Annotated in this window: 12 protein-coding genes, 1 other RNA gene, 1 pseudogene and 1 riboswitch; of the genes and pseudogenes, 7 read left to right on the forward strand and 7 right to left on the reverse strand. The window is 67.4% G+C overall.

Annotated features, from left to right (window positions below):
• Window positions 1-57 precede the first annotated feature (57 nt).
• From ACGLHR_RS36500 to ACGLHR_RS36515, 4 genes are all read right to left on the reverse strand, one after another.
• Window positions 58-552 carry an EVE domain-containing protein gene (locus tag ACGLHR_RS36500; RefSeq protein ID WP_267604115.1) on the reverse strand — a complete coding sequence of 165 codons (495 nt, stop codon included), beginning with the start codon at window positions 550-552 and terminating at the stop codon, window positions 58-60.
• Between the two features lie 182 nt (window positions 553-734).
• A non-coding RNA gene (gene ssrS / locus ACGLHR_RS36505) (6S RNA) lies at window positions 735-945 on the reverse strand.
• 313 nt (window positions 946-1,258) lie between these two features.
• A complete protein-coding gene (locus ACGLHR_RS36510; protein ID WP_267604113.1) occupies window positions 1,259-1,600 on the reverse strand; it encodes a cell division protein ZapA in 342 nt (113 codons plus the stop codon).
• The gene (locus ACGLHR_RS36515; protein ID WP_267606484.1) at window positions 1,597-1,914 is read right to left on the reverse strand and encodes a hypothetical protein; all 318 of its coding nucleotides are present in this window, start codon (window positions 1,912-1,914) and stop codon (window positions 1,597-1,599) included. The genes ACGLHR_RS36510 and ACGLHR_RS36515 overlap by 4 nt, the downstream gene beginning before the upstream one ends.
• 209 nt (window positions 1,915-2,123) lie before the next feature.
• Window positions 2,124-2,368: riboswitch (cobalamin riboswitch) on the forward strand.
• 98 nt (window positions 2,369-2,466) lie between these two features.
• Between ACGLHR_RS36515 and ACGLHR_RS36520 the strand changes: the two genes are divergently transcribed.
• Genes ACGLHR_RS36520 through cobC form a run of 7 tightly spaced genes read left to right on the forward strand, consistent with a single transcriptional unit; the run spans window position 2,467 to window position 9,346 of the window.
• Window positions 2,467-4,395, forward strand: a complete 1,929-nt coding sequence (locus ACGLHR_RS36520; protein ID WP_400100076.1) for a TonB-dependent receptor plug domain-containing protein — start codon at window positions 2,467-2,469, stop codon at window positions 4,393-4,395.
• A 15-nt stretch (window positions 4,396-4,410) separates the two neighbouring features.
• Window positions 4,411-5,409, forward strand: a complete 999-nt coding sequence (locus ACGLHR_RS36525) for a FecCD family ABC transporter permease (protein WP_400100078.1) — start codon at window positions 4,411-4,413, stop codon at window positions 5,407-5,409.
• A 5-nt stretch (window positions 5,410-5,414) separates the two neighbouring features.
• Window positions 5,415-6,251 carry an ABC transporter ATP-binding protein gene (locus tag ACGLHR_RS36530; RefSeq protein WP_400100080.1) on the forward strand — a complete coding sequence of 279 codons (837 nt, stop codon included), beginning with the start codon at window positions 5,415-5,417 and terminating at the stop codon, window positions 6,249-6,251.
• Window positions 6,244-6,885: a cob(I)yrinic acid a,c-diamide adenosyltransferase gene (gene cobO / locus ACGLHR_RS36535; protein WP_318231685.1), complete on the forward strand. Its 642-nt coding sequence runs from the start codon at window positions 6,244-6,246 to the stop codon at window positions 6,883-6,885. Before ACGLHR_RS36530 ends, cobO begins: the two co-directional genes overlap by 8 nt.
• 52 nt (window positions 6,886-6,937) lie before the next feature.
• The gene (gene cobT / locus ACGLHR_RS36540; RefSeq protein WP_400100082.1) at window positions 6,938-7,978 is read left to right on the forward strand and encodes a nicotinate-nucleotide--dimethylbenzimidazole phosphoribosyltransferase; all 1,041 of its coding nucleotides are present in this window, start codon (window positions 6,938-6,940) and stop codon (window positions 7,976-7,978) included.
• Window positions 7,979-8,021: 43 nt separating this feature from the next.
• On the forward strand, window positions 8,022-8,786 hold the full coding sequence (locus ACGLHR_RS36545; RefSeq protein WP_400100084.1) for an adenosylcobinamide-GDP ribazoletransferase: 765 nt from the start codon (window positions 8,022-8,024) through the stop codon (window positions 8,784-8,786).
• Complete coding sequence (gene cobC / locus ACGLHR_RS36550; protein ID WP_400100086.1) at window positions 8,771-9,346, forward strand: alpha-ribazole phosphatase family protein; 576 nt, start codon at window positions 8,771-8,773, stop codon at window positions 9,344-9,346. The genes ACGLHR_RS36545 and cobC overlap by 16 nt, the downstream gene beginning before the upstream one ends.
• Before the next feature lie 485 nt (window positions 9,347-9,831).
• Here the strand turns inward: cobC and ACGLHR_RS36555 are convergent, their stop codons facing one another.
• From ACGLHR_RS36555 to ACGLHR_RS36565, 3 genes and pseudogenes are all read right to left on the reverse strand, one after another.
• A complete protein-coding gene (locus ACGLHR_RS36555; RefSeq protein ID WP_400100088.1) occupies window positions 9,832-10,755 on the reverse strand; it encodes a cobalamin-binding protein in 924 nt (307 codons plus the stop codon).
• Window positions 10,756-10,761: 6 nt separating this feature from the next.
• The gene (gene cobD / locus ACGLHR_RS36560) at window positions 10,762-11,814 is read right to left on the reverse strand and encodes a threonine-phosphate decarboxylase CobD (protein ID WP_400100090.1); all 1,053 of its coding nucleotides are present in this window, start codon (window positions 11,812-11,814) and stop codon (window positions 10,762-10,764) included.
• Window positions 11,811-11,999, reverse strand: a pseudogene (locus ACGLHR_RS36565) (cobalamin biosynthesis protein); the annotation flags it as partial. The pseudogene ACGLHR_RS36565 and the gene cobD, both read right to left, overlap by 4 nt.

The following is an 11,999-nucleotide window of genomic DNA, read 5'->3' on the forward strand; positions in this document are numbered from 1 at the left end:
TAGTTATGTAGTCGGCAGCCATTGTGTCATGCCGCTGATGCGGCCGTCGGTGCCAGGCTATCGCATCAGCCGCGTGGTGATGAAACGCCATTCGGCCGGGGTCACCGGCGTGATCGACAGCCGGTTGCCGCGGCGTAGCACGACCATGTCGGCCAGTTCCTCGTGCGCGCGCAGGTCGGCCAGCGAGATCAGCGGGCCCTTGCCGACAAAGCGCACGTCAACCAGCATCCAGCGCGGCGCATCTGGCTTGGCGGCAGCGTCGTAGTAATCGCTCTTGGGGTCGAACTGGGTGGGATCGGGGTAGGGCTGCGAGCTGACCTCGGCCAGGCCGGCAATGCCGGGCTGCGGGCAGGAGGAGTGATAAAACAGCACGCCGTCGCCGATGCGCATGCCGTCGCGCATGAAGTTGCGGGCCTGGTAGTTGCGCACGCCGGTCCATGGCAAGGTGCCGCGCTCGGCCAGCATATCGATGCTGGCCTCGTCGGGTTCCGACTTCATCAGCCAGTACTGGCGGGCGCGCGCGGCGGCATTGGCTTGCGTGGATCGGCTCATGGGCGGGCAGGGGCGGGCGTGACGTTGGCGACAGCGATATGGTGCAGCAAGCACGGCCAAAAGAAAACCGTCTGACGGATGTGGGCCGTGGAGGAAAAACGAAAAGGGGGCGCTGCGGAGGTGACGCGCGAATGCGCGCCACAAAAGGAAAAGGCGGTGGTCGAATAACCACCGCCTTTAGAGGGGTCCCCGCCTCGGCCGCTGGATCGGCATCCTGAACCCAAGTGAGGTTCAGAGTGGCTGCGGAAGCCGCATTTCGGGTACATCACTGATTCAGGGAGTCCAAACTGAAACTATGAATCAAGCGACGCGCTCGCCCACACGGCATAATCCCGCACCAACAAATGCTTATCGGTTCAAGGAATATGATCCTGACGAACCAGGCAGGGAAACTGTCAAACGTCTGACTCTTTTTGCACTGCCAAACATGCTGCTTTGGCAAGGCTGTCAGACGTTTGCCGTTTCTAACTTGGATGGGATGAAAACGGCGGTCAGGCGCGATAACCCGACCTAAGGTACCGCAACTATGTGGCTTGGTGCGGCTTGGCTCCACTATACACCGCGAGGCTTTCCATACCAAGCCCGTCTTTGCGTATCGTTACATTTTGCTGACGCGCGCGGCATGTGGGGCACATCGAGCCGATATCGCCACCATGGCGCTGCGCGCCTGTGCCGTGCGGTACACCACCGGCGAGAGGCTAAGCGTTCAGCTGCGCGGTACGGGCGAATTGGTGCCCACATGCGCGTACTGGCGCAGGGCTTCGTCCGCGCGTTCGTTCAGCTCGCGAATGCGTGCACGCACGGCATCAACGGGAATCGCGCCGTCCTCCTGCTGCTTGCGCTTGAGCGAGAGCAGGTCCGAGGCGATGCTGATGGCGGCCATCACGGCAACGCGTTCCAAGCCCTTGGCGGATACCCCGCCCTTGAGCCGGGTCATCTGGTCGTCTACCAGTGCCACGGCTTCCAGCAGCGCGGCCTCGTTGTCGGGGGCAATGGCGAACCGGTAGGACTGGCCGGCAATGTTCACTTCGACTTGCTTATTGCTCATGCGTTTTCTCCAGGTGCCTTTTGTTCGGCGCGGCTGGCGGCCTCGCCTTCGCCCAGCAGGTCGAGCTGGCGGGCGTCGCTGGCGGTGGGCAGCTTGTCCAGGATCGACTGGATGCGCAGCTGCGCTTCCTCGATCTTGATATTGAGCAGCTCGCGGTCGGCGGCCATGGCTTCGCGGTCGCCGCGCAGCTGGCTGGCCTCGGCCTGCAGGCGTTCGATCTCCTCCCGCAGGCGCTGGTTCTCCGCCGCCAGGGTATCGGCATGGTGCAGCACACGCCCGATCTTGGCGGCGAGTTGTTCGAGTTCGGTGAGCATAGAGCCTGTCATATCTAGGGTCTCGGGTTTTGGGATTTTAGCCCAAGCGCTATCGTGCGGACGGCGAACGCAGACGTGTGTGACCGGGCCTGCGCGCCGAAGTTGCATGCATCGTCGCTTAACGGCATCCGTGGCGGCGGCTTTATGCCTGTTTTCAGGCGCTTTCCTGCGTTTTTTCCGCGCCATTGACGCTGGGCTTGAAACTGCCTACACTCGCGCACGTTCCAGGTGCTCGTAATCCTATTCACTACAGGGTTGCAGTTCAACGGGAAACAGGGAGCCAGCCGTCGCCGCCAGGGCAGGGCCGTGCCAACCTGTGCTGCCCCCGCAACGGTAAGCGACCGCGATCGCAAGATCGCAAGGCCGACCACTCAGCCACTGAACCGCAAGGTTCGGGAAGGCGGTCGGACTGGTGTCGCCAGCCCGGATACCGGCCTGAACGAGAGTGCGCCGCCCTCCCGCTGCTTCTTGCCGCGCAAGCCAGCGGCGCGCTTCGTCGCCAGACGGTCCGCGGGGGAACGGACCAGGCAGCTCTCTCCCACAATCCGCATCATGCGCTCATCGTCTTACAAGTCGAGCCGTCCGGCATCGCCGGCGCGCCAGACCGCCCCCGCTATCCATTCCCGGCCACTGCCCGCGACCCTGATCGCTTTGCTCGCCGTGTGCGCTCCCGGCGCCGCGATGGCCCAGGCCAGCGAAGCTTCCGCCGTACAGCCGGCCGCCGACGCGCAGCTCGCGCCGGTGGTGGTCAGCGCCAACCGCACTGCCCAGCCGCTGACCGAGGCACTGCCGCACACGACGGTGGTGACCCAGCAGGACATCGTCAACTCGCAGGCCATCGACCTGCGCTCGCTCCTGCGCACGCAAGCCGGCGTGGAGTTTGCCGCCAATGGCGGCCTGGGCGCCAATACCACCCTGTTCATGCGCGGGGCCAACGGCAACCAGACGTTGATCCTGATCGACGGCGTGCGGGTTTCGTCGGTCAGCAGCGGCACGGCCCAGTTGTCGAACATCCTGCCCGACCAGATCGACCATATCGAAATCGTGCGCGGCAACGTCTCCGCGCTGTACGGCTCGGATGCCATCGGCGGCGTGGTGCAGATCTTCACCAAGAGCGGCGCGGGCCAGGCTCCGGCGGCCAACGCGCAGATCGAGTACGGCAGCAACAATACGCGCCAGGGCACGGTGGGCTACGGCGGCCAGATCGGCGATACGTCATTCAATATCACCGGCTCGGCCATCAAGACCGACGGCTTCTCGGCCGTCAACACCAAGCAGCAGCCCAAGGCCAACCCCAACGACAACCCCTACGAGAACAAGAGCGTATCGGGCCAGGTCAAGCATCGCTTCACCAGCGACTGGGACGCCGGCGTCACTGCCTACTACTCCAAGAGCAAGCTCTCCTACGACAGCACGGCCGGCAAGCCCACCGATGTCTGGTGGATGAACAGCGAGCTGTACACGGTTTCCGCCTTTGTTAACGGCAAGATTACGCGGGACTGGACCACGCATTTCAAGGTGGCCCAGAGCGAGGACCGCAGCGAGAACACCTTGAACGGCGTGTTCAATAGCCGTTTCAACACGCGCAACCGCCAGTACACCTGGCAGAACGAGTACGCGCTGGCTCCCTCGCATACCGTGTTGTTCGGCGCCGAGCACGCGCAGCAGGAGCTTGACTCGAGCTCCTACACGGCGCCCACGCGCAATATCACCTCGGTGTTTGGCGGCTACGACGGCCGCCTCGGCAAGCACCAGCTGCAGCTCAATGTCCGCAACGACCACTACTCGGACTTCGGCAACAAGGCCAGCTACTTCGCCGGCTACGGCTATAACGTGACCAACGCGCTGAAGCTGATCGCCAACGCCAGCAATGCGTTCCGCGCGCCGACGTTCAACGAACTGTACTTCCCGGGCTTTGGCCAGCCCGGCATCCAGCCCGAGCGCGCCAAGTCGTTCGAGCTGGGCGCGCAGTACAACACCGACGCCGCCGGGCTGCTGCGCGTGACCGCGTTCCAGACCCGCTACGACAACCTGATCACCTCGGCGCTGCAGCCCAATGGCTTGTTCCTGGCGCAGAATGTCAACAAGGCCAAGGTGCAGGGCATCGAAGCCTCGTGGCGCGCCAAGCTGATGGGCACCGACGTGGGCGCCAGCATCACCTTCCAGAACCCGGTGGACGAGCAGAGCAATACGCAGCTGCTGCGCCGCGCGCGCCGCCATGCCGCATTCGACGTGGGCCGCCAGTTTGGCGACTTCCGCCTGGGCGGCGAGTGGATCATTTCCTCGACGCGCATGGACAGCGGCTCGCGCACGCTGGGCGGATACGGTATCGTCAACCTCAATGCCCGCTATAACATCGACAAGCAATGGTTCGTTGCCGCCCGTGTGGAAAACCTGTTCGACAAGAACTACCAGCTCGCCTATCCCTACAACACGCAAGGACGCGCCGGCTTTGTCACGCTGGGCTGGCGTCAGAAATGATGGTGGCTGCCTGACATGCGCCGCGCGCTAGCCGTCTGGCTGATGCTTGCCGCCGCCGGCGTGGCGGTGTTCCTGCTGTCGCTGGCGGTGGGCAGTGTGTCGCTGTCGGGCGCGCAGGTCTGGCGGGCGCTGTCCGGCGGCGCCGACGATACCGCTGGCGCCATCGTGCGCGAGCTGCGGCTGCCCCGCGCGGCGGCCGCGTTCGCCTGCGGCGGCCTGCTGGCCCTGACCGGCGCGCTGATGCAGGTGCTGCTGCGCAACCCGCTGGCCGAGCCCTATGTGCTTGGCGTGTCGGGTGGCGCGGCCACCGGCGCGCTCACCGCCATGCTGATGATGTGGCCGCTGTGGACGGTGCAGGCCGGCGCGGCCGGCGGCGCGCTGTTCTCGATGGTGCTGGTGGCCACGCTGGCGCGGCGCGACCTGCTGCATCCGCAGGTGCAGGGCGGCCATCATGAGGCCGGCTCGCGCCTGCTTCTTACCGGCGTGATCCTGGCCGCGGGCTGGGGCGCGTTGATCACCCTGATCCTGAGCGTGGCGCCCGAGGCCCGCTTGCGCGGCATGTTGTTCTGGCTGACCGGCGACCTGGGCGGCACCGCCAGCTACGGCCTGGCGCTGGGCGCGCTGGCGCTGGCCGTGCTGCTGGCCATGCCGATGGCGCGCTCGCTCAATGCCATGCTGATGGGCGAGACCGTGGCGCAGGCGCTGGGCGTGCGCGTCGGCGCGGTGCGCATGTCGGTGTTCGTGCTGGCCTCGCTGGCCATCGCGGTAGCCATTACCTCGGCCGGCTCGATCGGCTTTGTCGGGCTTGTGGTGCCGCACCTGGTGCGCCTTGCCTGGGGCAACGACCAGCGCTTGATGCTGCCTGCCTCCGCCTTGCTCGGTGGCACGCTGCTGATGGCCGCCGACCTGGTGGCGCGCACGGTGATTGCGCCCGCGCAGCTGCCGGTGGGCGTGATCACGGCGCTGCTGGGCGTGCCGACCTTCCTCTTCTTGCTGCTGCGCAGGCCGCGCTGATCCCTATGCCGACCTGGAACGAACCCGTCACCCCCTGTCCGCCGCTGGTGCTGCAGTCCTTGCAGCTGCGCGCCGGCGCGCGCTCGCTGCTCGATGGGCTGAGCCTGTCCATGCAGGCGGGCGAGCTGTGGTGCATCGTGGGCCCGAACGGCGTCGGCAAATCCACGCTGATGTCGGTGCTGGCCGGCCTGCGCAAGCCGGACGGCGGCGTGGTGCTGCTGGATGGTCGCGCGCCGCTGGAGACGCCGCCCGCTGCCCTGGCATTGCGCCGCGCCTACTTGCCGCAGGCGGTGCACGACACCTTCTCGATGTCAGTGCGCGACGCCGTGGCGGTAGGCCGTCACCCGCATCTGTCCGGCTGGGGCTGGGCCGGCCGCGAGGACGACGCGGTGGTCGCCGCGGTGATGCGCGAGATGGATCTCGATGCGCTGGCCGGGCGCGATGTGCTGACCCTGTCCGGCGGCGAGCGCCAGCGCGTTTCGCTGGCCGCCACGCTCGCGCAACAGGCGCCGCTGTTGATGCTGGACGAACCCGCCGCCCATCTCGACCTGCGCCACCAGATCATGGTGCTGGAAACCCTGGCCCGGCTGGCACGCGCCGGCCGCCATGCCATCGTGGTGATCCTGCACGACCTTAACCTGGCGCGGTGCTACGCGACCCATGCTTTGCTGCTGGCCGAGGATGGCCTCTGCCTGCACGGCCTGGCGGCGCAGGTCCTGACCCCCGCGCATTGCTCTCACGCGCTGCGCACGCCCATTGTCAGCGTCAGCGACGGCCGCCATACCGCGCTGATTGCCGATGGGGCGCATTCTCCCGAACCAGACGGAACCCAACATGACTGAACCCAAAGCCTTTGAGACTTCCACGTCGGAAGACGCCGCCCGCGACGACCGCCACAAGGCGCGCATGGTGCGCAAGAAGGATGTCGTGGATGCCAAGATTGCCGCTGCGCAGGACGAGCGCGGCGTGATCGTCATCACCACCGGCAACGGCAAGGGCAAGTCCAGCTCCGGCTTTGGCATGGTGGTGCGTGCGCTGGGCCATGGCATGCAGGCCGGCGTGGTGCAATTCATCAAGGGCGCGATTCCCAGCGGCGAGGAACTGTTCCTGCGGCGCTTTCCGGAGCAATGCGCCTTCCACGTGATGGGCGAGGGCTACACCTGGGAAACCCAGGACCGCGCGCGCGACGTGGCCAAGGCCCAGGCCGCGTGGGAGGTGGCGCGCTCGCTGCTGCGCGACCCGTCGATCGGACTGGTCCTGCTGGACGAGCTCAATATCGCGCTCAAGCTGCACTACCTCGATGTGGACACCGTCATCGCCGACCTGCGCGCCCGCCCGCCGATGCAGCACGTGGTCATCACCGGCCGCGGCGCACCGCCCGCGCTGATCGAGGCGGCGGATACCGTGACGGACATGACGCCGGTCAAGCATGCCTTCCAGCAAGGCATCAAGGCCCAACGTGGCGTCGAGATGTAAAACGTCTATTCTTGTTCCAGCGAATCTTCACCAAGAATCACCAAGAAACACCATGCTGTTACCCGCCATTGCCCCGCTAGACGTCTCCTTGCGCCCGACCCTGCAAGCCGCCATCGATGCCAAGACCAAGCCGCTCGGCGCGCTCGGCCGGCTCGAGGACCTGGCCTTGCAGATCGGCCTGATCACCGGCAGCGGCACGCCTGAGCTCAAGCGTCCCGCGGTGATCGTGTTCGCTGGCGACCACGGCGTGGCCGATGCCGGCGTGAGCGCCTATCCGGCCGAGGTCACGGCGCAGATGGTGCTCAACTTCCTGGCCGGCGGCGCCGCCATCAATGTGTTCTCGCGCCTGCACGGGCTGGCGCTGGAGGTGGTGGACGCGGGCGTGCGCGAGCCGCTGCCGTCCGCGCCCGGGCTGGTCAACTGCCGCATCGCTGCGGGCACGCGCAATTTTGCCTTTGAGCGCGCCATGAGCGCGGAGCAGGTGCAGGCGGCGCTCACCGCCGGCATGGCGCGCGTGCTGCGCCACGCCCAGCTGGGCAGCAACGTGATCGGCTTCGGCGAGATGGGCATTGCCAATACCTCGTCGGCTGCGTGCCTGGTGAGCCGGCTTACCGATACACCGATTGAGGATTGCATCGGCCGCGGCACCGGCCTGGACGACGCGGGCCTGGCGCGCAAGCGCGCGGTGCTGGCGCAGGCGCTGGCGCTGCACGCCGACGCCGTGGAACCGCTCGACGTACTGGCCGCCTTCGGCGGCTTCGAGATCGCCATGATGACCGGCGCCTTCCTGGCCGCGGCCGCCAGCCGCATGGTGATCCTGGTCGATGGCTTTATCGCGTCGGCCGCGCTGCTGGTGGCGCAGCGTCTCGCGCCCGAGGTGCTCGCGTACTGCGTGTTCTCGCATGGCTCGCACGAGCACGGCCACCGGCGCTTGCTGGAACACTTCGGCGCGCAGCCGCTGCTGGCGCTGGACCTGCGCCTGGGCGAAGGCACCGGCGCCGCGCTGGCCTATCCGCTGGTGGCATCGGCCGCGGCCTTCCTGCGCGAGATGGCCACCTTCGGCGCCGCCGGCGTCAGCACCGCGTCGGCGTAGACTGCGCCAGCGCTCCTGCTACTTCGCCCAACCCACCCGGCCCATGCTCGACGAACTTCGCTACTTCCTGACCGCCGTCGGCTACTTCACGCGGGTGCCGGTGCCGCGCTGGGTCGGCTTTGCGCCGCACTACCTGAATGCGGCGGCGCGCTATTTCCCGCTGGTGGGCTTGCTGGTCGGCGTGCTGGGCGCGCTGGCTAGCTGGGGCGCGCTGCAATGGTGGCCGCCTGGCGTGGCCTTGCTGCTGGGCATGGCCGTGACGCTGCTGGCTACCGGCGCTTTCCACGAAGACGGCCTGGCCGACTGCGTGGATGCTTTCGGCGGCGGCTACCGGCGCGAGGACGTGCTGCGCATCATGCACGACTCGTGCATCGGCGCCTTCGGTGCCATCGCGCTGGTGGTGGCGCTGCTGCTCAAGTGGCAACTGCTGGTGGCGATTGCCGCGCGTAGCGGCATCGTGGAGTTGCTGCTGGTGCTGGTGGCTGCGCATGCGGCCAGCCGCGCCATGGCGGTGAGCTATCTTGCCACGCTGGACTATGTACGCGCCGAGGGCAAGGCCAAGCCGGTGGCGCAGCGGCTGTCCGGCATCGGGCTGGGTTTCACGCTGCTTTGCGGTGCGTTGCCCCTGTTGCTGGTGTCGCCGCTGTTTGCTGCTGTGGTGATCGTTGCGTTGGTGGTGCTGCGCTTTTTGCTGGGGCGCTACTTTGTTCGCCGCATTGGCGGTTACACGGGCGACTGCCTCGGCATGGCGCAGCAACTGGCCGAGTTGTTGATCTATCTTGTGGCGGCGGCATGGACCTGGTCCTGATCCGCCACGCGGCGCCTGCGATTGCACCGGGGATCTGCTACGGCGCGCTTGACCTGCCACTTGCGCTGCCGGTTTTGCCCGAGCCTGCTCGCATGTTGCTGGCACTCGATGGCCTTGCGCCGCAGCGCATTGTTTGCAGCACGATGGCGCGGGCTCGCGCTACGGCTGATTTACTGGCGCGGGATTTGGGGGTGGTGCCGCAAGCCGATGCGCAGTTGCGCGAACTCGATTTTGGCCGTTGGGAAGGCCGCGCCTGGGACGCGGTGCCGCGCGCCGAGCTGGATGCATGGGCTGCCGATCTGTTGCATGCGCGGCCCCATGGGGGCGAGACTGTAGCGGAGGCGATGGCGCGCGTGGCGGCTTGGGCGGATGCCTTGCCGGCGGATGCGCCGGACCGGCTGTGGGTTGTTGCTCATGCGGGGCCGATGCGCATGCTGGCTGCGGATTGGCTTGGGGTGCCGCTGGCTACTACGCTGGGGTGGGATCTTGGCTATGGGGCGAGTTGTCGGTTTACGCTGGGTGGGGGTGTGCCGCGGTTGCGGTGGTGGAATCGGGTTTGAGGTTGAGGGTGTAGTGATGGCTGCAACTGCTTAACTGCAACTGCTTAACGTCAAAGGCAACTGCAGTTTCACCACCCCTGCGGGGCGGCGACCTACTTTTTTGTCTTGCCAAAAAAGTAGGCAAAAAAGGCGCGCCGGATGGGGCGACACCCCCTCGGGATTCGACGAAAAGAGCGGCCGGGACCCAAACTCGCATCGCCTTAAGGCGATACTCAGACATGGGTCCCTCTTTTCCGCTCTTTTCGCCGAATCCCGAGGCGCCCCATACGGCCTTGGCACACCTTCACGGCTCGCTTCGCATCGCGCGTGGGTGTTTCCCGCCTGGGGGCGGGAAACACGGCTACACCGAATCGTTGGTCTGACGATGTCGTTTCTGCTCCCGCTGGTTTGCTCCCCTCTCCCGCGCAGCGGATGAGGGGCCGGGGGAGAGGGCGGGCGTTCGTCAAGTACGAGATGTCAGACCTGACCCTTGACCTGTCTTGCTCTTACTGCGTCGGCCGTTTCCGCCGCGCATTATCCAAATCCTTGCACACGACTTCCGCGCCTTGCGCGATGCGTGGGCCTGCCCGGTTGACCAGGTCGCCGTCGATGGCGTAGAGGTTGCCGCGCGACACGGCCGTTACCTGTTTCCAGCGTTCCCACATGGCGAAGTCGGGCAGCGGGCGGTCGGAGCGGGTTGCGCCCATGCTGGCGGTCATCATCACTTCCGGGTTGCCCGCTACCACGGCTTCCACCGATACCGTGGGCACCAGCAGCGCTTCGTTGGCGAAGAGGTTGCGCCCGCCGCATAGCGCGAGCACGTCGCTGATCAGGTGCTGGCCGCTGAGTGTCATCAGCGGTTGCTGCCATACCTGGTAGAACACGGTCACCGGCGGGCGCGCCGCGTAGGTCTGGCGCAGCTTGTCGATCTGCTGGCGGAAGCTGTTGGCGGCGCTGTTGGCGGTGGGCTCGGTGCCGAGCAGCACGCCCATTCTCTCGATATTGCTGGGGATGCCTTCGAGCTTGCGCGGCTCGCTGTAGAACAGCGGGAGGCCGAGCGCGCGCAGGCGGTCGGTTTGCTTCTGCGCATTGCCGTGGCGCCACACTACGATCAGGTCTGGCTTGAGCGCGGCGATGCGTTCGAGATCCAGTGCCTTGTTGTCGCCGACCCGCGGGATGTCGCGTGCTTGCGGCGGGTAGTCGCTGTAGCTGACGGTGCCGACGATGCGCGCGCCGCCGCCGGCGGCGTAGAGCATTTCGGTGACGTGCGGCGCGAGCGAGATCACGCGGCGTGCGGGCTGGTCCAGCGTGACCGTCTGGCCGGCGTCGTCGACCACCGAAACGGCGGCGCCGGCATGGCTGCAAAGGCCGCTGCCCAGCAGTGTGGTGAGGACCAGCAGGGCACGGGCAGCGATCGAGATAGGCGTCATCGGGGTTTAGCTGGAAAGGGTGCTTGTGTCGGAGCGCGTTGTTGCCTGGGCTTGGGCCAGTGCCGCATCGAGCCGTTGCCATGCTGACTCCTGCGCTGGTGGCAAACCCAGGCGCAGGCTCGGCAATACGCCCGGGAGGCCCGCCGGTGCGTCGAACAGCCGCGTCCACACGCCTTGCCGCGCCAGGGCCTCGTGCAGGCGCGCCGCATCGGCATGCGGCACCCAGCTGAACAAGGGGCGCCCCACGGGCGTCAGGCCGTGCTTGCGCAGCAGCGTCGCGAGCCGGATGCCGGCTTGTTGCAGGCGTTCACGTGTTGCTGCCTGCCAGGCGCGATCGGCCAGGGCCAGGCGCGCCACCGCGCGCGCCGGGCCGGCCACGGTCCAGTGCCCGAGCTGCTCGGCCAGCGCGGCCAGCAACGCGGGCTCGGCCAGCACAAAGCCGCAGCGCACGCCGGCCAGGCCGTAGAACTTGCCCAGCGAGCGCAGCACCACCAGGCCGGGGCGATCCGCCAGCGCGGCCAGCGAGCGCTCGGGCGTGCAATCCATGAAGGCTTCGTCAAGCAGCAGCGTGCCGCCGCGGGCGGCGAGATCCGCGTGCCATGCCCGCAGCGTGGCCTGCGCGAGGGTGCGCCCGGTTGGGTTGTTCGGGTTCACTACCACGAGGTGGTCGAGTTGCGCGGCCAGGTCCGCACGGGCGAAATCCGTCTCCGCGAGCGGCACTACCTCATGCCCTGCGCGCGCGAAGGCGGGTGCGTATTCGCTGTATCCCTGCACCGCCACGCCAACGCGTCCGGGCTTGAGCAGTTGCGGCAATGTGCGGATGGCGGCCTGCGAGCCGGCCACCGGCAGGGTGCGCGGTGCGCCGTAGGCCTGCGCGGCTAGTTCCGCCAGACCGTCGTCGTCCTGCGGCAGCCGCAGCCACGCGTCGGCGGGCAGGGCGGGCACGGGGTAGCCGTCCGGGTTGATGCCGGTGGAAAGATCGAGCCAGTCTTCGACGGGGCGGCCATGGCGGCGCGCGGCGGCGAGCAGGTCGCCGCCGTGGCGGATCGGAGTACTCATGCGATGCCGTAGTGGAGGAGGGCGGCGCTGGCGCCGGCGGCGGCCAGCCATAGCCACAGCGTGCGTTGAACCAGGCGCAGGCAGGCGTGCACATCGGCCGCGCCGGGCGCGTGCCCCATGCCCAGCGGCGGACGCTCCTCCCACTCGCCGTGGTAGCGGGCGGGGCCGCCCAGCGCCACGCCGAC

This window comes from Cupriavidus sp. CuC1 (assembly GCF_044627735.1).
Lineage (GTDB): Bacteria > Pseudomonadota > Gammaproteobacteria > Burkholderiales > Burkholderiaceae > Cupriavidus > Cupriavidus ulmosensis.